Origin of the sequence: Pseudorhodoferax sp. Leaf274 (genome assembly GCF_001422445.1) — a bacterium.
Taxonomy (GTDB): Bacteria; Pseudomonadota; Gammaproteobacteria; order Burkholderiales; family Burkholderiaceae_C; genus Pseudorhodoferax.
Map to the genome: position 1 here is coordinate 378,213 of NZ_LMNA01000023.1, position 19,536 is coordinate 397,748.

Consider the following 19,536-nt stretch of genomic DNA (forward strand, 5'->3'; position numbering starts at 1 on the left):
CGCCTTCTCTCCCCCGATGCTGCTGGGCTGCGACTTCAGCAGCAGCCCCACGCGCCGCAAACCCATCGTGCTGGCGCTTGGCCGCCTGCACGGCAGCGCCGTCCACCTCGAGCGCTTTGAGCGTTTCACGGCCCTCCCGGACTTCGGCGCCTGGCTGGCGCAGCCCGGCGACTGGGTCGGCGGCTTCGACCTGCCGTTCGGCCTGCCGCGCGAACTGGTGCTGGCGCTGGGCTGGCCGACCGATTGGGCTGCCTGCATGGCGCACTACGCCGGTTTCACGCGGGCGCAACTGCGCGCCCTGTTCCAGGCGTTCTGCGCCGGTCGTTCGGTCGGTGGCAAGTTTGCCCACCGCGCCACCGACGGCCCGGCCGGTGCCAGCCCTTCGATGAAATGGGTCAACCCGCCGGTCGCCTGGATGCTGCATGCCGGTGTGCCCTTGTTGCGTGCGGCCGGCGTGCACCTGCCGGGCCTGGCCGATGGGGATGGGCGGCGCGTGGCGCTGGAGGCGTATCCGGGCTTGCTGGCGCGCGAGGCGCTGGGTGGGCGGCGCAGCTACAAGAGCGACGATCCGAAGCGCCAGACGCCTGCGCGCCACCAGGCGCGTGCCGACCTGATGGCCGCACTGTGCGCGGGCGAGGGCGCGCGCCGGCTGGGCCTGCGGCTGGTGGCGGCGCCAGCGCTGCACGCAGCGATGGTGGACGATGCCAGCGGCGACCTGCTCGACGCCACGCTGTGCATGGTGCAGGCCGGCTGGGCGCAAGGCCAGCACGCGGCCGGCGATCCCCGCTTCGGCATGCCGGCTGACTGCGACCCGCTGGAAGGATGGATCCTGACCGCATGACCGGGCAGGACGACCCGCACGCGGTGCGGGAGCGCCGCGGCCTCAGCCGGTGGCGCTGTCGGCGCGGGAGATCACCGTCTCGTCGAGCTTGCGTGCCAGTTCGGTCACCGCCATGGCGGCGGCGCTGCCTGGCGCGCTGACCATCAGCAGCTGGCGCCGCATCACGGCCTCGCGCACGGTCGGGTCGGCCGGGATGTCGCCCAGGTGGATCAGGCGCACGGAGCGGCCGGTGGCGCCGGTCACGAAGCGGTCTAGCACCTGCTGCAGCTGCGAGGTGATGGCCCGGCCGTCGCCGGGACGCGCGGTCTGGTTGATGACCACGCGCACATGCTGGCGCTTGTGCTGGGTGGCCAGCACCTTGATGGCGGCATAGGCGTCGGTCAGCGAAGTGGGCTCGGGCGTGGCCACGACCACCACCTCGGAGGCCAGCGACACCGCGAACAGCACCACGTCGGAGATGCCGGCGCCGGTGTCCAGCAGCAGCACGTCGTAGTTGGGCATCACGCTGCGGATGACGCCGAGGAACTCGTCGCGTACCTCGGGCGTCAGGCGCGAATACTCGACCATGCCCGAGCCGGCCAGCAGCACCGAGAAGCCACCCGGGGCCTTGACGATGGCCTCGGCGATGGTGGCCTTGCCGGTGAACACGTCGTGCAGCGTGATCTTGGGATGCAGGTTGAGCACCACGTCCAGGTTGGCCAGGCCCAGGTCGGCGTCCAGCACCAGCACGCGCTGGCCGCGTCGCGCCAGGGCGGCGGCCAGGTTGGCCGAAAGAAAGGTCTTGCCCACGCCGCCCTTGCCGCTGGTGACGGCCAGGACCCTGGCGCCGAGTGCCGGCGGTACGGACTTGGGGGTGGAGGGATCGCTCATCGTGTTCCTCTTACACAGCGCCGCCAGAGGCGACGCCAGAACTCATGTCGATCCAGGCAGGATCTGCGGCGGCCAGATGGCCGAACAGCAAGTGTTTTTCCTCCGCGCTGACGGTACTGTCGGGTTGTTCTTCCAGGCACAGGCGGTTGCGTCCGCCGGTCTTGGCGACGTAGAGCTGCTGGTCCGCGCGGTCGATCCACAACTCGGTGGTGGATCGGATCCACTGCAGTGCGAACGCGCCGCCGATGCTGACGGTCACGCGCAGGTCCACGCTGGGCGACACCCGGATCGGCGTGGCCTCGATGGTGCGGCGGATGCGTTCCGCCACCACCTGGCCGAAGGCCGGCTGGCAGCTGGGCAGCACGACGGCGAACTCTTCGCCACCGTAGCGTGCGGCGGTGTCCATCGGCCGGATGCAGCCGGCCAGCGCCTGCGCCACCGCCTGCAGCACCTGGTCGCCGGCCATGTGGCCGTAGTTGTCGTTGACGGACTTGAAGTGGTCGATGTCCAGCATCAGCAGCAGCGCTGCTTCGCCCGAGCGCGCCACGCGGTCGATCTCGGCTTCCAGCACATGCTCGAGCTGGCGCCGGTTGGACAGGCCGGTCAGCGCGTCCTTCAGCGACAGTTCGTTGAGGCCATCGAGCACCGCCTGCAGGTAGACGGTTGCGTCGCCATCGGCGGGCGGCAGCTGCGCCATGCCTGCGCGGGCCAGCAGTGCGCACGCGGCATCCAGACGCAACTTGTGCAGGTCGACCAGGTTGGACGGGGCCGGATGGATCACGGATGGGTGTGTGTTGAACCGCGGCAGTTTACCAGCGCAGGTGGGGCCTGGCGCTGTGGCGCGGCCATGCCGAACGCTGGAAAAGCAAGCGAATGGCCCCGCGTTTCAGGCTGGCGCCTGCATGCCCGGATGCCGGAACGCGGCCAGCGCCTCGGCGTCGGTGCGGTACAGGCGCAGCAGCGGATCGGCCGTGGCGCCGGTTGCCGGCAGTTCGCCGGCCCGCAGCAGCACGCGCTCGACCGGCAGCTTCATGCCGGCGATGTGCAGGCAGATGCCGCGTTCGCGCAGCCCCTTGCGCAGCTGGCTGAACATCTCGACGCCGGTGGCATCGATGTGGTTGATGGACAACGCGAACACGCAGACATGGCGCACGTCCGGATGCGCGGCCAGTTGCTCCAGCACGGCGCGCTCGAAGGCGTTGGCAGAGGCGAAGTCCAGCCCGCCATCCATGCGCAGCGCACACAGCCGGGGCGCCAGGGGAGGCAGATGCCAGAGGTGGCGGTCGCGCAGGCTGCCGTCCGGGTGCAGGCCGATCTCGATGATTCGCGGGTGCAGCCGCAGGTACAGGAAGTGCGACAGGCTCATCAGCAGGCCGGCGATCACGCCCCAGTACAGCGCCGGCGCCGAGAGCACCGTCACGCCGAAGGTCACGCCGGCCGTGACGGCTTCCACGCGCGACACCCGCCACAGCTGCACGAACGCGGCCGGCTTGACGAGGCCCATCACCGCGGCCACGACGATGGCCGCCAGCACCGCCTGCGGCACAGGGTGCAGCAGGGGCGTGAGCCACACCAGGGCCACCAGCACCACCACGACCGAAGCCACGGTGGCCCAGCCGGTGCGGGCGCCGGCATAGAGATTCAGTGCCGAGCGCGAGAACGACGAACTGGTGGGGAACGCGCCGGACACGCCGGACGCCAGCTTGGCCAGGCCCTGGCCGATCAGGTCCTGGTCCTGGTCCCAGCGCTGGCCGCCCTTCTGGCTGTCCACCTTGGCGCTGGACGCGGTTTCCAGGAAGCTGATCAGCGTGATCACCAGTGCCGGCACCAGCAGCCGGCTGAAGTCCTGCCAGCCCGGCCATTGCGGCAGGTACAGCTGCGGCATGCCGGCCGGCAAAGCGCCAACGACACCGCCGCCCGCGGCCTCGAAACCGATGGTCCAGCTGATGGCCGCGGCGGCCAGCACCACCAGCACCACGGCCGGCAGCCTGGGCGAGAGCCGGCGCGACAGCAGCAGCAGCGCCAGCGATCCGATGCCGAACAGCGTCGCGCCCGGGTTCTGCTGCTGCAGCGCCTGGGCGGCACGCCAGCCGTGGGGCAGGCCCAGCAGGTCGCCCAGCTGGGACAGCAGGATCAGCACGGCCGCGGCCTGCGTGAAGCCCATCAGCACCGGCGCGCTGACCACGTTGAGCAGCCAGCCGAACCGCGCCAGGCCCAGCACCACCTGCAGCAGTCCCGACAGCAGCGCCAGCCACACCGCGAGGTTCACCCACTGCGGGCTGCCTGGCGGGGCCATGCCGGACAGCGAGGCGGCGATCAGCAGGCAGCTCAGCGCAGTCGGGCCGACCGACAGCCGCGTGGAGGCCGAGAAGAGCACGGCGATCAGCGCCGGCAGCAGCGAGGCGTAGATGCCGGTCACCAGCGGCATGCCGGCCAGCGCGGCATAGGCCACGCCCTGGGGAATGACCATCATGCCGACCGTCAGGCCGGCGAGGGCTTCGCCTTGCAGCGTGGCACGGTCGGGCCGCGGCCAGGACAGAAAGGGGAAGAAACGGCGCCAGGCGTGGCGCGGGGACGGTTGCGGCTGTTCGGGCATCATCCAGGGCTGCCCGCAGAGTCGGGCGGCCCGCATTCTCCCATCGTCCTCACTGCCGCTCTGCCGTGTTCCGCATCCCCGCCGCGTTGCTGTGCGCCTTCGCCTGCCTGGCCTGCACCGCGGCGCCCAGGCCCGCCGGCTGGTCCGGCACCGTCAGCCATGTCAGCGACGGCGATACGCTGTGGGTGCGGCCCGCCGCTGGTGGTGCGCCGCGCAAGATCCGGCTGCACGGCATTGACGCGCCGGAACTGTGCCAGGCCCACGGGCGCGAAGCCCGGGACGCGCTGCTGCTGCAGGTGTTGCACCGTCCGGTGCTGGTGGAACCGCTGCAGCGCGACGACTACGACCGCCTGCTCGCGCGCCTGTTCGTCGGCGGGCAGGACCTGGGCGGGCTGCTGGTGCGCGAAGGTCATGCCTGGTCTTACCGCTACAGGCGCAGCCCGGGACCTTACGCGCGCGAGGAGCGTGCGGCCCGGTCGGCCCGGCTCGGCCTGTTCGCCGACAGCCAGGCGCTGCGGCCCTATGCCTTCCGCCGCCAGCACGGCCCGTGCACGCCGTGATTCAGCGCGGGCCGCAGACCGGGCAATGCGGCTGCCGGGCCACGCGCAGCGTGGTCCATTCCAGCTGACGCGCATCCAGCATCATCAGGCGGCCGGCCAGCGAAGGGCCGGCGCCGCTGAGCAGCTTCAGCGCCTCCACCGCCTGCAGGCTGCCGACCACACCGACCAGCGGCGCCAGCACGCCCATGGTGGCGCAGCGCACTTCCTCGGGCGCGCTGTCGGGCGGAAAGACGCAGGCATAGCACGGCGAGGCGGCGTCGCGCGGATCGAACACCGCCAGCTGGGCGTCGAAGCGGATCGCCGCGCCCGAGACCAAGGGCCGGCCGTGCCGCACGCAGGCCGCGTTCACGGCCTGGCGCGTGGCGAAGTTGTCGCTGCAGTCCAGCACCACGTCGGCCTGGGCAACCAGCCGGTCCAGCAGCGCGGCATCGGCGCGCTGCGCGACCGTTTCCACCACCACCTCGGGGTTCAGCGCGGCGATGGCCGCACGTGCCGACGCCGTCTTGGGCTGCCCTAGCCGCGCCATGTTGTGGGCGATCTGGCGCTGCAGGTTGGTCAGATCGACCTGGTCATCGTCGACCAGGGTGATGCGGCCCACGCCGGCGCTGCCCAGGTACAGCGCCACCGGCGAGCCCAGCCCGCCGGCACCGACGACGAGGGCGTGCGCATCGAGCAGGCGCTGCTGGCCTTCGATGCCGATCTCGTCGAGCAGGATGTGGCGCGAGTAGCGCAGGAGCTGGTCGTCGGTCATGTGCGGATTGTGGTGCCCAAGAAAAAGCCCCGCATCGCGGGGCTTGGCATGCGGCCTTGCGGAGATCAGTTCTCCTTCTTCTCCGCCGGGCGCTCGACCAGGGTCTTGCTGACCAGCACCGGGCCACCCTTGAGCTGGCTGATGGCCTGGGCGAGCTGGAAGTCCTTGTCGGAACCGAACTCGGGCGGGCGGCGTTCGGCCACCGGCTTCTTGGCTTCCTCTTCCAGGCGCTTGCGGGCTTCCTCGCGTGCCTTCTCGCGCGCCGCGTCCTTGACCTCGGGGCCCTGGCCGCTGTTCAGGTGCTTTTCCAGGTCGGCCTCGCGCGTGCGCAGGGCGGCGAACGGGCTGCCTTCCTCGGTCTCGTCGACCATCACGTCGGGCACGATGCCCTTGGCCTGGATCGAGTTGCCGCTCGGCGTGTAGTAGCGCGCCGTGGTGAGCTTCAGGCCCGTGTCCGGACCCAACGGGCGCACGGTCTGCACCGAGCCCTTGCCGAAGGTCTGGCTGCCCATGATGGTGGCGCGCTTGTGGTCCTGCAGCGCACCGGCCACGATCTCGCTGGCCGAGGCCGAACCCTCGTTGACCAGCACCACGATGGGCACGTTCTTGAGCGCGGCCGGCAGGCGCTTGAGCGGATCGGCGCCGCCGCGGCGCAGGTAGTACTCGGGCGCCGCCTTGTAGGTGAACTTGCTGTCGGCCAACTGTCCGTTGGTCGAGACCACCGTCACGCCCTCGGGCAGGAAGGCGCTGGAGACGGCCACGGCCGCATCGAGCAGGCCGCCCGGGTCGTTGCGCAGGTCGAGCACCAGGCCCTTGAGGTTGGGCTCCTGCTTGTAGATCTCTTCGAGCTTGCGCGTGAAGTCGTCGACCGTGCGGTCCTGGAACTGGCTCAGGCGGATCCAGGCGTAGCCCGGCTCCACGACCTTGCCCTTGACCGACTGGGTGCGGATTTCCTCGCGCGTGATCGAGACCGGGAAGGTGCGGCTCTCGTCCTTGCGGAAGATGGTCAGGTCGACCTTGGTGTTGGGCTCGCCGCGCATGCGCTTGACGGCGTCGTTGAGCGACAGGCCCTTGACGGCCGTGTCGTCGATCTTGGTGATCAGGTCGCCCGGCTTCAGGCCAGCGCGGAAGGCCGGCGAGCCCTCGATCGGCGAGACCACCTTGACCAGGCCGTCTTCCTGCGTGATCTCGATGCCCACGCCGACGAAACGGCCCGTCGTGCCCTCGCGGAATTCCTTGAAGGACTTCTTGTCGAAGTACTGCGAGTGCGGGTCCAGGCTGGCGACCATGCCGGAGATGGCGTCGCTGATGAGCTTCTTCTCGTCCACCGGCTCGACATAGTCGCTCTTGACCATGCCGAAGACGGCGGCCAGTTGCTGCAGCTCTTCCAGCGGCAAGGGTGCCATGGCGCCACGCGCCACGGTCTGCAGGGACACGGTGGTCATGGCCCCTGCAAGGGCACCGGCTGCCACCCAGCCTGCGATCTTCAGTTTCTGACCCATAGCGAGCAATCCCCAGACAGGTTCCGACAAATATGCGATTGGAATGCCGGATCGCGGGCCGGTTCCGCTGAAACAGCGGAGAATTTTCGGCCTTTACAGGCCGTTCACGGGAATCAGGCCTTCTTGCCCTGCGCTGCCACCGCGGCAGCGGCGCGCGCGGCGGCTTCGGCGTCGCCCAGATAGTAGTGGCGGATCGGCTTGAGCCCGGCGTCCAGCTCGTAAACCAGCGGAATTCCGTTGGGAATGTTCAGGCCCACGATGTCCTGGTCGGAGATGCCGTCCAGGTACTTCACGAGCGCGCGGATCGAGTTGCCGTGGGCGGCCACCACCACGCGGCGGCCGGACTGGATGGCAGGCGCCATGGCCTCGTTCCAGAACGGCAGCACGCGGGCCACGGTGTCCTTCAGGCACTCGGTCAGCGGAATCTGCTCGGGCGCGAGCCTGGCGTAGCGCAGGTCGCCGCGCTCGCTGCGCGGGTCGGTCGGCTCCAGCGCCGGCGGCGGCGTGTCGTAGCTGCGGCGCCAGACCAGCACCTGCTCGTCGCCGTATTGCTTGGCGGTCTCGGCCTTGTTGAGGCCCTGCAGCGCGCCGTAGTGGCGTTCGTTCAGGCGCCAGCTGTGCACCACGGGCAGCCAGGTGCGGTCCATCTCGTCCAGCGTGTGCCACAGCGTGCGCGTCGCGCGCTTGAGCACGCTGGTGTAGGCCACGTCGAACTCATAGCCTTCGGCGCGCAGCAGGCGGCCGGCGGTCTTGGCCTGTTCGACGCCGGTTTCCGTGAGGTCCACGTCGGTCCAGCCGGTGAATCGGTTTTCGAGGTTCCAGGTCGATTCGCCGTGGCGGATCAGGACGAGTTTGTGCATGGTGGTCAAGGTTTGGAGAGCGAGAGGGACTTGGGCCGGCACGCGCAGCGGGCCGAAACCCAGGCATTTTAGAATCGCCGACCCGCCCGCCAGATCGGCTGCGGTCCCAACGAGAAAGCCTTCCGCATGAATTTCGTGATCGACAACTGGATGCTGTTCGCCGTGGCGCTGGCCTCCGCCAGCCTGCTGCTGTGGCCCATGGTCTCCGGTGCCGCCGGCGCCTCCGCATTGACGCCGGCCGGTGCCGTGCAACTGATCAACCGCGAAAAGGCGGTGGTGGTGGATGTGAGCGAGGAGGCTGAATTCGCCACCGGCCACGTGGTCGGTGCCAAGAACGTGCCTTTCGGCCAGATCGACACCAAGCTGGCCGGCGTGGTCAAGAACAAGGGGCTGCCGCTGCTGCTGGTCTGCCCCACGGGCGCGCGCGCCAACCGCGCCGTCGCGGCCGCCAAGAAGCTGGGCTACGAGAAGGCGCAGGCCGTGGCCGGCGGCATGAAGGGCTGGCGCGACGCCGGCCTGCCGGTGGAGAAAGCCTGATGCAGGCCGTGCGCATGTACACCACCGCGGTGTGCCCCTACTGCATCCGCGCCAAGCAGGTGCTCAAGGCCAAGGGCGTCGAGCAGATCGAGGAGATCCGCGTCGACACCGACCCGGCCGAGCGCATGAAGATGATGGAACTCACCGGCCGGCGCACCGTCCCGCAGATCTTCGTGGGCGACACCCATGTGGGCGGTTGCGACGACCTGATCGCACTGGACAGCCGCGGCGGCCTGGTGCCGCTGCTGCAGGCGAGCTGACACAGCGCTCGGCCATAATCGCCGGCTGACTGCCGCCCGCCGCGGACGCATCCCCGGCGGGCTTTTTTTGACACCCGAAAGACCTCCATGGCCGAGACCCAAGACCAAGCTCCCGTGTTCCAGATCCAGCGCATCTACCTGAAGGAAGCCTCGCTGGAGCAGCCCAACTCGCCGGCCATCCTGCTGCAGCAGGAGCAGCCGCAGGTCGACATCCAGCTGGGCGTGGACGGCAACAACGTGGCCGACGGCATCTACGAGGTCACCGTCACCGCCACCGTGCACACGCGCGTGGGCGGCGACAAGACGGTGTTCCTGGTCGAAGCCAAGCAGGCCGGCATCTTCGAGATCCGCAATCTGCCGCAAGACCAGATGGGCGCCATCATGGGCATCGCCTGCCCGCAGATCGTCTACCCCTACCTGCGCGGCAACGTGGCCGACCTGGTGCAGCGCGCCGGCTTCCCGCCCGTGCACCTGGCCGAGATCAACTTCCAGGCCATGTACGAGCAGCAGCAGGCGCAACAGGCCACCGCCGCCAACGGCGCAGCGCCGGCCCTCCAATAAGCCCCATGCAGATCGCCGTGCTGGGCGCGGGCGCCTGGGGCACGGCACTGGCCGTGCATGCCAGCCGCCTGCCGGGCCGCTCCGTGACCCTGTGGGCGCGCGACGCGGCGCAGGCGGCGCAGATGCGCGTGCAACGCGTCAACGCCCGCTACCTGCCGGACGCGCCGCTGCCGGCGCCGCTGCAACTGGTCGATGGGCCGCTGGCGCCGCTGTGCGCCGGCCAGGACCTTCTCGTCATCGCGACGCCCATGGCGGCACTGCGGCCCATGCTGGCCGAGCTGGCGCCGCTGGGCCGGCCGCTGGCCTGGCTCTGCAAGGGCTTCGAGGCCGGGGGGGCCGGCCTGCTGGGCCATGAAATCCACCATGCCGTGGCCGGCGACGCGCCCTTCGGTGTGCTGAGCGGCCCCAGCTTCGCGCAGGAAGTCGCCGCCGGCCAGCCGACCGCGCTGGTCGCCGCCAGTGCCGATGCGGCGCTGCGCGAGCGCCTGGTCCAGGCCTTCCATGGCCCGACGTTGCGCGTCTACAGCAGCGACGACGTGCCGGGGGTGGAGGTGGGCGGCGCGGTCAAGAATTTGCTGGCGATCGCCACCGGTTTGTGCGACGGCCTCTCGCTGGGGCTCAATGCGCGGGCGGCGCTGGTCACGCGCGGGCTGGCCGAGATGACGCGGCTGGGCCTGGCGCTGGGTGCGCGGACCGAGACCTTCATGGGCCTGTCGGGCCTGGGCGACCTGGTGTTGACGGCCACCGGCGACCTCAGCCGCAACCGCAAGGTGGGCCTGCTGCTGGCCCGCGGCATGCGGCTGGACGAGGCTGTGGCCTCGCTCGGCCACGTGGCCGAAGGCGTTTACAGCGCGCGCACCGTGGTGCAGCGCGCACGCGCGCTGGGCGTGCAGATGCCGATCGCCGAGAGCGTACTGGCCCTGCTCGATGGCCAGTTGCAGCCCCAGCAGGCCGTGGCCGCGCTGATGGGCCGCGAGCCGGCCGCCGACGGGGTGTAAGTCAGTTGGTGGCGGTGTAGGCCAGGCGCACGTAGATGGGTGCGAAGGCCTCGGCCTGCACGATCTCCACCAGCGTCTCCTTGCCCAGTTCCAACAGCGCGATGAAGGTCACGACCAGCACCGTCGCGCCCTTCTCGGGGTTGAACAGTTCCTCGAACTCGACGAACTTGCGCCCCTGCAGGATGCGCAGCACCTGGGTCATGTGGTCGCGCACCGAAAGCTCTTCGCGGGTGATCTTGTGGTGCTGCACGAGCTTGGCGCGCTTGAGGATGTCGCGCCAGGCCTCTTGCAGGTCCACCAGGTGCACATCGGGAAAGCGCGGCTGCAGCGATTGCTCAATGTAGACCTGGGCCTTGAGGAAATCGCGGCCGAACTGCGGCAACGCGTTCAGGCGCGCGCCGGCCAGCTTCATCTGCTCGTACTCGAGCAGGCGGCGCACCAGCTCGGCGCGCGGGTCTTCGGGCTCCTCGCCCTCGGCCGCCTTCTTGGGCGGCAGCAGCATGCGCGACTTGATCTCGATCAGCATGGCCGCCATGAGCAGGTACTCGGCCGCCAGTTCGAGGTTGCGCGTGCGGATCTCGTCCACATACGCCAGGTACTGCCGCGTGACGGCAGCCATGGGAATGTCGAGGATGTTGAAGTTCTGCTTGCGGATCAGGTAGAGCAGCAGATCCAGCGGGCCTTCGAAGGCCTCCAGGAAGACCTCCAGCGCGTCCGGCGGGATGTACAGATCCTGCGGGATGGCGAACAGCGGCTCGCCGTACAGGCGCGCCAGCGCGACCTGGTCCACCACCTCCGGCATGGGCGCGGCCTCGCCATGGGCGGGCGGCAGCAGTTTGGACTCCACGCGGCGTGGTGCCTGCGGACGTCAGTTGTTGTCGGTCTGGTAGACGTAGGGCTTCTGCGCCACCTGGCCCTGGCGGAACTGCGTCCAGACGCTGCGGTCGACCGCCTTGTCCCACAGCAGGGCGCGGCCGGCACGCTGGCGCGCTTCCAGGTCGGGCTGTTGGGCCTTCAGCTGGTCGATGAACTGGGTGGCTTCGGACTTGTAGTCAGGGCGGCGGAAGATGGACATACACTGAACCTTTCGAAGGCGCGGATTTTAAGGGGGCAGCATGGCGGCGCGATGGAATCTGGTGGCGCGGCTGGCTGCGGCGGTATGGGCGGGCTCTGTTTTGCTGGCCTGCGACCCGCAGCGCATCGATGCGCTGGAGGAGGGCGTGGCCACCGAAGCCGACGTGCGCAAGCAGTTCGGCGAGCCCGAGAAGATCTGGGACGCACCCGGCGGTGGCCGCACCTTCGAGTACAGCCGCCAGCCGGCCGGCCACCGCAACTACATGATCACCATCGGTCCCGACGGCAAGATGAGCGCGTTGCGCCAGGTGCTGACGCCCGAGAACTTCGCCAAGGTCCAGTCCGGCATGATGATGGAGGACGTGCGCAAGCTGCTGGGCAAGCCGCGCCGCATCACGCCCTACGACCTGCAGCGCGAGGTGGTCTACGACTGGCGCTACCTGGACGCGCCCAACCGCTCCATGCTGTTCGAGGTCAGCTTCAACCGCGACTACCGGGTGCTGCGCACCGGCAGCCGGCCGGACCCCGAAGCGTCCGAGAACAAGGTGCAGTAGGGCGCCGCGCGCGCGTCAAGGAGCCGGATCGCCCGACGGCGTCACGGCACCGACGGCCGCGCCCACCGCCTTGCCGGTGACTTTGACGGCGCCCACGGCCACGTCGGCCGCAACCCCCACCGCCGTGGCGCCTACGCTGACGACGGCACCCGCCACCGTCACCACCGCGCAACCGCCCAGCGCCAGGCAGGCGAACGCGGCGAGCAGGGCGGCGGCGCGGCCCATCAGCGCACCCGCATGCCGGGTTGGGCGCCCGGCCAGGGTTCCAGCACGTGGATGCCGGGCTGGGCCTTCTCGTCGGCGTGGCTGGCGGCCAGCACCATGCCCTCGCTGATGCCGAACTTCATCTTGCGCGGCGCGAGGTTGGCCACCAGCACGGTCAGCTTGCCCACCAGCTGCGCGGGCTGGTAGGCGCTGGCGATGCCGCTGAAGACATTGCGCGTGCGGCCTTCGCCCACGTCCAGCGTCAGGCGCAGCAGCTTGGTCGAGCCTTCGACCTTCTCGCAGGCCACGATCCTGGCGATGCGCAGGTCGATCTTGGCGAAGTCGTCGATGGTGATGGTGGGCGCGATGTCCTCGCCACCGGGCAGCAGCTTTTCGGGCTCGGGTGCCGCCGGCGGTTCGAACAAGGCGTCGAGCTGCTGGATGTCCACGCGCTGCATCAAATGCTGGTAGATGCCGATGGTGTGCCCGGCGCCCAGCAGCTGGCTGGCATCGCGCCATTGCAGCGGCTGCACCTGGAGGAAGGCCTCCACCTGCGTGGCCAGGGCCGGCAGCACGGGCTTGAGGTACAGCGCCAGCAGCCGGAAGGCCTCGATGCAGGTGGTGCAGACGTCCTGCAGCCGCGCATCGGCGCCCTCCTGCCTGGCCAGCTCCCAGGGCTTGTTGGCGTCCACGTACCCGTTCACGCGGTCGGCCAGCAGCATCGTCTCGCGCAGTGCGCGCGCTGTGTCGCGGCGGTCGAAGGCCTCCGCGATGTCGGCTGCCTGTTGTTGCAGCGTGGCCAGCAGCGCCTGGCCGTCGGCCCCCGCCGTGCCGAGCCGGCCCGCGAAGCGCTTGGCGATGAAGCCCGCCGCGCGCGAGGCGATGTTGACGAACTTGCCAATGAGGTCGGCGTTCACGCGCGCCATGAAGTCGTCGCGGTTGAAGTCGATGTCCTCGTTGCGCCCGTTGAGCTTGGCCGCCAGGTAGTAGCGCAGCCATTCGGGGTTCATGGCCAGGTCCAGGTACTTGAGCGGGTCCAGGCCGGTGCCGCGGCTCTTGCTCATCTTCTCGCCGTTGTTCACGGTCAGGAAGCCATGCACGCAGATCTCGTCGGGCGTCTTGCGGCCGCTGAACTTCAGCATGGCGGGCCAGAACAGCGTGTGGAAGGTGACGATGTCCTTGCCGATGAAGTGGAACTGCTCGAGCAGCGGGTCGGCCATGTAGGCGGCGAAGTCCTCGCCGCGCTGGTCCAGCAGGTTCTTCAGCGAGGCCAGGTAGCCCACCGGCGCGTCCAGCCAGACATAAAAGTACTTGCCCGGCGCGTCCGGGATCTCGATGCCGAAGTAGGGCGCGTCGCGCGAGATGTCCCAGTCGCCCAGGCCCTCGCTGCTCGTGCCATCGGGGTTGGTCCGCACGCCGAACCATTCCTTGACCTTGTTGGCCACTTCGGGCTGCACGTGCACGCCGTTCTGTGTCCATTCCTTGAGGAACTCCACGCAACGCGGGTCGGAGAGCTGGAAGAAGAAATGGTCGGAGTGCTTGAGCACCGGCTTGGCGCCGGTCAGCGCCGAGTAGGGTTCGATCAGGTCCGTCGGCGCGTAGACGGCGCTGCAGACCTCGCAGTTGTCGCCGTACTGGTCCTTGCTGTGGCAGCGCGGGCACTCGCCCAGGATGTACCGGTCGGGCAGGAACATGTTCTTCTCGGGGTCGAAGAACTGCTCGATGGTGCGCGTCTCGATCAGGCCGGCTGCCTTCAGGTCCTGGTAGATGGCCTGCGCCAGTTCGGTGTTCTCCGGGCTGTGCGTGGAATGCCAGTTGTCGAAACGGATGTGGAAGCCGTCCAGGTACTGCTTGCGGCCGGCCGCGATGGCGCCGACGAACTGCTCGGGCGTCTGGCCGGCCTTCTCGGCCGCGATCATGATGGGCGCCCCGTGCGCGTCGTCCGCGCCGACGAAGTTCACCTGCGCGCCCTGCATCCTCTGGTACCGCACCCAGATGTCGGCCTGGATGTATTCCATGATGTGGCCGATGTGGAACTTGCCGTTGGCGTACGGCAGCGCGGTGGTGACGAAGATCTTGCGCGGGGCGGACATCTTGGGAGGGCGCTTTCAGGGAGGGGCAAAGGCGTTGCGCGCCGGCGGGCGCGCGAAGGGAGCGCATTTTAGAAGTCCGCGGCCGGGCGCCCCGCCCGATGTGCTGCAGGCCTTCTCGACCGAAGGGCCGGGCGCTCGACATACGGCGAATCCGCAGGCATGGCGGCGCGCCCGGGTCACTACAATTTTGCGCAGCGGCGGCTCTGGCCGGCGCTGTCTTGGACGCACGGTTCACCCAACGACCGAAGGAGTGCCATGGACGGGACGATGCGAAGGATCGGAACCGGCGCGACGCGTCGCACCGTGCTGGCGGCCTTGCCGCTGCTGGCGCTCGGCGTGCGGGCACAGGGGCGCATCGAACGGCCCACCGACATCGTCCTGGCATCGGACACCTGGCACGACCTCACGCGCAAGGACGGCACGGGCCTGTATTTCGACCTGATCCGCGCGGTGTACGCGCGCGCCGGCATCGAGCAGGTGCGGATCCAGATCCAGCCCTATGCGCGCACCGTCAGCATGGTGCGCGACAAGCGCGTCGATGCGTGGGTGGCGTCGTTCATGGGCGAGAAGGACTTCCCGCTCTACCCCAAGTGGCACTTCGACCGCAACGCCCAGATGGCCGTGTACCGTGCCGATGTGCCGTTGCAGTACCAGGACCAGGCGTCGCTCGCGCAGCGGCGCGTGGCCTGGCTGCGCGATTTCGGCCTGGACCGCTACATCAAGGTGCCGATGCAGGTGACCGAGGTCGACTCCATCGCCAGCGGGTTCGGCATGCTGGACAAGAAGCGGATCGACTTCTTCCTCGGCGCCAAGTCCGACATCGCCGACCACATCCGCGACGCCAAGGTGGACATGGCCGACTACCGCATGGCGTTCGTCATCCACCTCGGCCTGTACCTCGCATTCGCCGACACCGCCAAGGGTGCGGCGCTGCGCGCGATCTGGGACACGCAGATGGAGTCGCTGCACAGGAATCCCGAGTTCCTGGCGATCTACAAGCGCTACGGCTATGAAGTTCCGTTCGACTGAACCATCCAGCGAGGTCTTCTGAAGCCCTTTCGCCTGCGCTCGCTGCGCAACCAGTTCGTCTGGTTGGTGGTGCTCATCACCTCCGCGGTGCTGGGCCTGTTCGGCCTGCTGAACTACCTGGACAGCAGCGCCCGCCTGCAGCGCCAGCTGGACCGGCAGATCGAGGGCATCGCCGCGCGGCTCACCGTCAGCCTGCCGCCCGTGGTGTGGCGCCTGGACCAGCAGCAGATCGAGCGGACCGTGGTGCCCGAGCTGGCCTCGCCCGAGGTGCAGGCCATCGAAGTGCTGGACGAGGCCGGCGCGCCCATCCTGCGCCTGCACCGCGAAGGCACTGGCGGCGTGCCCGGCGAGGCGCCCGCCACCTCGGACATCCGCCGCAGCTTCAAGCTGCAGCTGGACAACGCGGGCGTGACCGAGAACCTGGGCGCGCTCGTCATCCACGCCACGCGCGCGCCGATCCGCGAGGCGCTGCGGCGCGAATTGGTGCGGCTCGTGCTGCTCACGCTGGCGCTGAACCTGACGCTGATCGTGGCGTTGTATTTCGCCTTGCGCGTGGTGGTGCTGCGGCCGCTGTTCGGCGTGCGCGATGCCCTGGGCGCCATCGCCACGGCCCATGCCGATCTCTCGCGCCGGCTGCCGGCGGGCCGCACCGACGAGTTCGATGCCGTGGCGCGCAACTTCAATGCCTTCGTGGAGCGGCTGGACACCGTCATGGGCGGCACCATCGACGAAGTGCACGCGGCCATCGGACGGGTGTCGCAAGGCGAGCTGCAGCAACCCATCGCGTTCGTCGGTGCCGGCAGCGTGATGGGCCAGCTGGCGCGCATGCAGCACAACCTGCGGGAAATGACCGAGCAGCTGCGCGATGCCAAGACCGCCGCCGATGGGGCCAACCAGGCCAAGTCGCAGTTCCTGGCCAACATGAGCCACGAGATCCGCACGCCGCTCAACGCCATCATCGGCATGGCCTACCTGGCGGGCAAGCAGGCGGACGACCCGCGCCAGCGCAACTATGTGCGCAAGATCGAGCAGTCGGGCAAGCACCTGCTGGGCCTGATCAACGACATCCTGGACTTCTCCAAGATCGAGGCGGGCAAGCTGGACATCGAGGCATCGGCGTTCGAGCTGGCAGCCCTGCTGGACAACGCCGTGCTGGTGCTGCAGGACAAGGCGGCCGACAAGGGCCTGGAGCTGGTGCTGGACGTGGCGCCGCAGGTGCCCTGGCAACTGGTGGGCGACTCGCTGCGGCTCGGCCAGATCCTCATCAACTACGGCAACAACGCCGTCAAGTTCACCGAGCAGGGCGAGGTGGTGCTGTCCATCGGCGTGGCCGAGGCGGACCACGGCAGCGTGTTGCTGCGGTTCGCGGTGCGCGACACCGGCATCGGCATGACGCAGGCGCAGATCCAGGGTCTGTTCAAGAGCTTCGCCCAGGCCGATGCGTCCACCACGCGCAAATATGGCGGAACCGGGCTGGGGCTGGTCATCGCCAAGAGCCTGGCGCAGCTGATGGGGGGCGAGGTCGGCGTGTCGTCCACGCCGGGCGAGGGCTCGGAGTTCTGGTTCACCGCGCGCCTGCGCTGCGCGGCCGGCCCGGCAGCGCCGCCGCCAGCGCTGCTGGGCCGGCGCGCGCTGGTGGCCGAGGACAACGCCACGGCGCGCGCCGCCCTGGTGCGCGCGCTGGAGTCGCTGGGGGTGGCCGCGCAGGCCACCGCCTCCGCTGCGGCCGCCGTCGAGGCCCTGCGCGGCATGCCGCCAGGGCAGATGCCGGACTGGGTGCTGGTCGACGACAGCTTGCCGGACATGGATGTCCTGGCCGCGGTGCAGGCCTTGCGTGCGCACCTCGACCCGGCGGCATCCAGGCTGGTGCTGCTGGCCGCATCCGGCCACGACGACGGTCCGTCGTGCGTTGCGGTGGCCGGCGTGGCCCGCGTGCTGGCCAAGCCCCTGCACCCGGCGGCGCTGCGCGACGCGCTGCAGCAGCTGCTGGGCCTGGCGCCGGCCGGCGACCGCCCGCCGCACGCCGACGCGGACATGCAGGAGCAGCTGCGTCAGCTGGCGGGCGCACGCGTGCTGCTGGTGGACGACAACGTGCTGAACCAGGAAGTGGCCGTCGGCCTGCTGGAGGACCTGGGGCTCGTGGTCGATCTCGCATCCGATGGCCGCGAGGCCGTGGACAAGGTGCGCGGCGGCGACTACGACCTCGTGCTGATGGACATGCAGATGCCCGTCATGGGCGGCGTCGAGGCGACCACCGAGATCCGGCACACGCTGGGCCGCACGGATCTGCCCATCGTCGCCATGACCGCCAACGCCATGCAGCAGGACCTGGACCGCTGCCGCGACGCCGGCATGGTGGACGTGGTCACCAAGCCCATCGTGCCCGAACTGCTGTGGGCCGCCATCCTGCAATGGACGCGCCGCAGCGGCCGCCCGCTGCCGTCGGCCGCGCCGGCGCGCCGCGCACCCCCCGACGCCGGGGCCGCCGCGGCCGTGCCGCAGGACGTGCCCGGCCTGGACACACAGCTCGGGCTGCAGCGCATGCTGGGCAAGAAGGGCCTGTACCTGTCCACCCTGCGCCGCTTCGTGCAGACGCAGCGCGATGCCAGTGCACGCATCGCGGCGGCGCTGCACCGCGAGCAGATCGCCGAGGCGGCGCGCCTGGCCCATACGCTCAAGGGGCTGGCCGGCACCATCGGCGCCACCGGGCTGCAGGAAGCCGCCGGCCGGCTGGAGGAGTGCATCGGCGAGGCGGGGCCGGCGGCCCTGCGCCAGGCCGCGCTGCGCGCCACCAGCGTCCAGCTCGACGCACTGATCCTGGCCCTGGAGCCGGCCTTGCCGACGCCGCAGCAGGCGCCAGCGCCGGCCGGCGACGACGGCGCGGGCCCAGGCGCATGGGCCGGCCCGGCGCGCCAGCTCGAAGGCCTGCTGGCCGAGGCCGATGCCGAGGCGGTGGACCACTGGCGGCGGAACGCCCCGCTGTTCGCGCGCGAGGTTCCGGCCCTGGCCAGCACGGTCGGGATGGCGCTGGACGACTACGACTTCGAGGCCGCGCTGCTGGCGCTGCGCCAGGCCCTGTCCGCGCTGCCGCGGCCCTGCTCGGTACACTCGGCGCCCCCGAAGGAGTGAATGCCAAGATGCCAGTGACGGAACAGGCGCTGACCGACGCGCTCAAGCAGGTGGTCGTGAGCGAGCACCCGCTCGTGACCGTGCACCCCGAGACCGGCNGGTCCGCGCGCGTGGCGGCCAGCCATGAACGGTCGTTGCGACTTCGAGGCCGCGCTGCTGGCGCTGCGCCAGGCCCTGTCCGCGCTGCCGCGGCCCTGCTCGGTACACTCGGCGCCCCCGAAGGAGTGAATGCCAAGATGCCAGTGACGGAACAGGCGCTGACCGACGCGCTCAAGCAGGTGGTCGACCCCAACACGGGCAAGGACTTCGTGTCCACCAAGGCGCTGCGCAACCTCAGCGTGCAGGGCGGCGACGTGGCGTTCGACGTCGAGCTCGGCTACCCGGCCAGGAGCCAGATCGCGGCGCTGCGCAAGGCGCTGGTGGCCGCGGCACGCGCCGTGCCTGGCGTGGACAACGTCTCGGCCAACATCGCCAGCAAGATCACCGCCCATGCCGTGCAACGCGGCGTGCAGCTGCTGCCCGGCGTGAAGAACATCGTCGCCGTCGCCTCGGGCAAGGGCGGGGTGGGCAAGAGCACCACCTCGGCCAACCTGGCGCTGGCGCTGGCCGCCGAAGGCGCCAACGTGGGCCTGCTCGATGCCGACATCTACGGCCCCAGCCAGGCCATGATGATGGGCGTCAGCGGCAGGCCCGAGAGCCCCGACGGCAAGACCATGGACCCCTTGGACGGACACGGCGTGCAGGTCATGTCCATCGGCCTGTTGGTCGACCAGGACCAGGCCATGATCTGGCGCGGCCCCATGGCCACCCAGGCACTGGAGCAGATGCTGCGCCAGACCAACTGGACCGAGCTGGACTACCTGATCGTCGACCTGCCGCCGGGCACCGGCGACATCCAGCTCACGCTGAGCCAGCGCGTGCCCATGACCGGCGCCGTGATCGTCACCACGCCGCAGGACATCGCGCTCATCGATGCCAAGAAGGCCATCAAGATGTTCGAGAAGGTCGGCGTGCCCATCCTGGGCCTGGTGGAGAACATGGCCGTGCACGTGTGCAGCCAGTGCGGCCACCAGGAGCACATCTTCGGTGCGCACGGCGGGCAGAAGATGGCCGCCGA

Annotated in this window: 20 protein-coding genes; 10 read left to right on the plus strand and 10 right to left on the minus strand. The window is 69.8% G+C overall.

The features are described from left to right. Positions 1 to 16 precede the first annotated feature (16 nt). A complete protein-coding gene (locus tag ASF44_RS19005) occupies positions 17 to 841 on the plus strand; it encodes a DUF429 domain-containing protein (protein ID WP_056900782.1) in 825 nt (274 codons plus the stop codon). A 42-nt stretch (positions 842 to 883) separates the two neighbouring features. Here the strand turns inward: ASF44_RS19005 and ASF44_RS19010 are convergent, their stop codons facing one another. The 3 genes from ASF44_RS19010 to ASF44_RS19020 form a co-directional block, all read right to left on the minus strand. After that, positions 884 to 1,711, minus strand: a complete 828-nt coding sequence (locus ASF44_RS19010; RefSeq protein ID WP_056900783.1) for a MinD/ParA family protein — start codon at positions 1,709 to 1,711, stop codon at positions 884 to 886. Between the two features lie 10 nt (positions 1,712 to 1,721). Then, positions 1,722 to 2,492 carry a GGDEF domain-containing protein gene (locus ASF44_RS19015; protein WP_369820941.1) on the minus strand — a complete coding sequence of 257 codons (771 nt, stop codon included), beginning with the start codon at positions 2,490 to 2,492 and terminating at the stop codon, positions 1,722 to 1,724. A gap of 105 nt (positions 2,493 to 2,597) precedes the next feature. Continuing rightward, a complete protein-coding gene (locus ASF44_RS19020; protein ID WP_056900835.1) occupies positions 2,598 to 4,307 on the minus strand; it encodes a SulP family inorganic anion transporter in 1,710 nt (569 codons plus the stop codon). 65 nt (positions 4,308 to 4,372) lie between these two features. Here ASF44_RS19020 and ASF44_RS19025 point away from each other — a divergent pair, with 65 nt between their 5' ends. Continuing rightward, positions 4,373 to 4,867, plus strand: coding sequence for a thermonuclease family protein (locus tag ASF44_RS19025; RefSeq protein WP_235579270.1), 495 nt, complete (start codon positions 4,373 to 4,375; stop codon positions 4,865 to 4,867). Between the two features lies 1 nt (position 4,868). Here the strand turns inward: ASF44_RS19025 and ASF44_RS19030 are convergent, their stop codons facing one another. The 3 genes from ASF44_RS19030 to gpmA form a co-directional block, all read right to left on the minus strand. Then, positions 4,869 to 5,618, minus strand: coding sequence for a molybdopterin-synthase adenylyltransferase MoeB (locus ASF44_RS19030; protein WP_056900784.1), 750 nt, complete (start codon positions 5,616 to 5,618; stop codon positions 4,869 to 4,871). 65 nt (positions 5,619 to 5,683) lie between these two features. Continuing rightward, positions 5,684 to 7,120 (minus strand): S41 family peptidase, encoded by a 1,437-nt coding sequence (locus ASF44_RS19035; protein WP_056900785.1) that lies wholly within the window; start codon positions 7,118 to 7,120, stop codon positions 5,684 to 5,686. 113 nt (positions 7,121 to 7,233) lie between these two features. Next, positions 7,234 to 7,980 carry a 2,3-diphosphoglycerate-dependent phosphoglycerate mutase gene (gpmA, locus tag ASF44_RS19040; RefSeq protein ID WP_056900786.1) on the minus strand — a complete coding sequence of 249 codons (747 nt, stop codon included), beginning with the start codon at positions 7,978 to 7,980 and terminating at the stop codon, positions 7,234 to 7,236. A 126-nt stretch (positions 7,981 to 8,106) separates the two neighbouring features. On the opposite strand from gpmA, the gene ASF44_RS19045 reads away from it, so the two are divergent. The 4 genes from ASF44_RS19045 to ASF44_RS19060 all read left to right on the plus strand — a co-directional run bounded on the left by ASF44_RS19045 (position 8,107) and on the right by ASF44_RS19060 (position 10,336). Next, positions 8,107 to 8,517, plus strand: a complete 411-nt coding sequence (locus tag ASF44_RS19045) for a rhodanese-like domain-containing protein (RefSeq protein WP_056900787.1) — start codon at positions 8,107 to 8,109, stop codon at positions 8,515 to 8,517. Then, positions 8,517 to 8,777 carry a glutaredoxin 3 gene (gene grxC, locus ASF44_RS19050; RefSeq protein ID WP_056900788.1) on the plus strand — a complete coding sequence of 87 codons (261 nt, stop codon included), beginning with the start codon at positions 8,517 to 8,519 and terminating at the stop codon, positions 8,775 to 8,777. Before ASF44_RS19045 ends, grxC begins: the two co-directional genes overlap by 1 nt. Positions 8,778 to 8,864: 87 nt before the next feature. Then, entirely contained in the window at positions 8,865 to 9,338 is a 474-nt protein-coding gene (secB, locus tag ASF44_RS19055) for a protein-export chaperone SecB (protein ID WP_056900789.1), read from the plus strand. Between the two features lie 5 nt (positions 9,339 to 9,343). Continuing rightward, positions 9,344 to 10,336 carry an NAD(P)H-dependent glycerol-3-phosphate dehydrogenase gene (locus ASF44_RS19060; RefSeq protein ID WP_056900790.1) on the plus strand — a complete coding sequence of 331 codons (993 nt, stop codon included), beginning with the start codon at positions 9,344 to 9,346 and terminating at the stop codon, positions 10,334 to 10,336. A 1-nt stretch (position 10,337) separates the two neighbouring features. Here ASF44_RS19060 and ASF44_RS19065 read toward each other — a convergent pair whose 3' ends face one another. Together ASF44_RS19065 and ASF44_RS19070 are read right to left on the minus strand one after the other, a co-directional pair. Continuing rightward, on the minus strand, positions 10,338 to 11,138 hold the full coding sequence (locus ASF44_RS19065; protein ID WP_082524898.1) for a ScpA family protein: 801 nt from the start codon (positions 11,136 to 11,138) through the stop codon (positions 10,338 to 10,340). 66 nt (positions 11,139 to 11,204) lie between these two features. Then, positions 11,205 to 11,411, minus strand: a complete 207-nt coding sequence (locus ASF44_RS19070) for a DUF3460 family protein (RefSeq protein WP_056900792.1) — start codon at positions 11,409 to 11,411, stop codon at positions 11,205 to 11,207. Between the two features lie 40 nt (positions 11,412 to 11,451). Here ASF44_RS19070 and ASF44_RS19075 point away from each other — a divergent pair, with 40 nt between their 5' ends. Beyond that, positions 11,452 to 11,964, plus strand: a complete 513-nt coding sequence (locus ASF44_RS19075) for an outer membrane protein assembly factor BamE (RefSeq protein ID WP_200930626.1) — start codon at positions 11,452 to 11,454, stop codon at positions 11,962 to 11,964. A gap of 15 nt (positions 11,965 to 11,979) precedes the next feature. On the opposite strand, the gene ASF44_RS19080 is transcribed toward ASF44_RS19075, so the two are convergent. Together ASF44_RS19080 and metG are read right to left on the minus strand one after the other, a co-directional pair. Next, positions 11,980 to 12,189 (minus strand): hypothetical protein, encoded by a 210-nt coding sequence (locus tag ASF44_RS19080; protein WP_056900793.1) that lies wholly within the window; start codon positions 12,187 to 12,189, stop codon positions 11,980 to 11,982. Continuing rightward, on the minus strand, positions 12,189 to 14,261 hold the full coding sequence (metG, locus tag ASF44_RS19085; RefSeq protein ID WP_056900794.1) for a methionine--tRNA ligase: 2,073 nt from the start codon (positions 14,259 to 14,261) through the stop codon (positions 12,189 to 12,191). Before metG ends, ASF44_RS19080 begins: the two co-directional genes overlap by 1 nt. A 255-nt stretch (positions 14,262 to 14,516) precedes the next feature. Here metG and ASF44_RS19090 point away from each other — a divergent pair, with 255 nt between their 5' ends. From ASF44_RS19090 to apbC, 3 genes are all read left to right on the plus strand, one after another. Further along, positions 14,517 to 15,290 carry an ABC transporter substrate-binding protein gene (locus ASF44_RS19090; protein ID WP_162243839.1) on the plus strand — a complete coding sequence of 258 codons (774 nt, stop codon included), beginning with the start codon at positions 14,517 to 14,519 and terminating at the stop codon, positions 15,288 to 15,290. 69 nt (positions 15,291 to 15,359) lie between these two features. Continuing rightward, positions 15,360 to 18,419 carry a response regulator gene (locus ASF44_RS19095; protein ID WP_156374589.1) on the plus strand — a complete coding sequence of 1,020 codons (3,060 nt, stop codon included), beginning with the start codon at positions 15,360 to 15,362 and terminating at the stop codon, positions 18,417 to 18,419. A 236-nt stretch (positions 18,420 to 18,655) separates the two neighbouring features. Continuing rightward, on the plus strand, positions 18,656 to 19,536 hold an 881-nt coding region (gene apbC, locus ASF44_RS19100), incomplete at its 3' end, for an iron-sulfur cluster carrier protein ApbC (RefSeq protein ID WP_056900838.1).

Coding starts and splice junctions, on each gene's coding strand:
- ASF44_RS19005 (WP_056900782.1), top strand. CDS start 17: ATGCTGCTGGGCTGCGACTTCAGCAGCAGCCCCACGCGCCGCAAACCC.
- ASF44_RS19010 (WP_056900783.1), bottom strand. CDS start 1,711: ATGAGCGATCCCTCCACCCCCAAGTCCGTACCGCCGGCACTCGGCGCC.
- ASF44_RS19020 (WP_056900835.1), bottom strand. CDS start 4,307: ATGCCCGAACAGCCGCAACCGTCCCCGCGCCACGCCTGGCGCCGTTTC.
- ASF44_RS19030 (WP_056900784.1), bottom strand. CDS start 5,618: ATGACCGACGACCAGCTCCTGCGCTACTCGCGCCACATCCTGCTCGAC.
- ASF44_RS19035 (WP_056900785.1), bottom strand. CDS start 7,120: ATGGGTCAGAAACTGAAGATCGCAGGCTGGGTGGCAGCCGGTGCCCTT.
- gpmA (WP_056900786.1), bottom strand. CDS start 7,980: ATGCACAAACTCGTCCTGATCCGCCACGGCGAATCGACCTGGAACCTC.
- ASF44_RS19045 (WP_056900787.1), top strand. CDS start 8,107: ATGAATTTCGTGATCGACAACTGGATGCTGTTCGCCGTGGCGCTGGCC.
- grxC (WP_056900788.1), top strand. CDS start 8,517: ATGCAGGCCGTGCGCATGTACACCACCGCGGTGTGCCCCTACTGCATC.
- secB (WP_056900789.1), top strand. CDS start 8,865: ATGGCCGAGACCCAAGACCAAGCTCCCGTGTTCCAGATCCAGCGCATC.
- ASF44_RS19060 (WP_056900790.1), top strand. CDS start 9,344: ATGCAGATCGCCGTGCTGGGCGCGGGCGCCTGGGGCACGGCACTGGCC.
- ASF44_RS19065 (WP_082524898.1), bottom strand. CDS start 11,138: ATGCCGGAGGTGGTGGACCAGGTCGCGCTGGCGCGCCTGTACGGCGAG.
- ASF44_RS19070 (WP_056900792.1), bottom strand. CDS start 11,411: ATGTCCATCTTCCGCCGCCCTGACTACAAGTCCGAAGCCACCCAGTTC.
- ASF44_RS19075 (WP_200930626.1), top strand. CDS start 11,452: ATGGCGGCGCGATGGAATCTGGTGGCGCGGCTGGCTGCGGCGGTATGG.
- ASF44_RS19080 (WP_056900793.1), bottom strand. CDS start 12,189: ATGGGCCGCGCCGCCGCCCTGCTCGCCGCGTTCGCCTGCCTGGCGCTG.
- metG (WP_056900794.1), bottom strand. CDS start 14,261: ATGTCCGCCCCGCGCAAGATCTTCGTCACCACCGCGCTGCCGTACGCC.
- ASF44_RS19090 (WP_162243839.1), top strand. CDS start 14,517: ATGGACGGGACGATGCGAAGGATCGGAACCGGCGCGACGCGTCGCACC.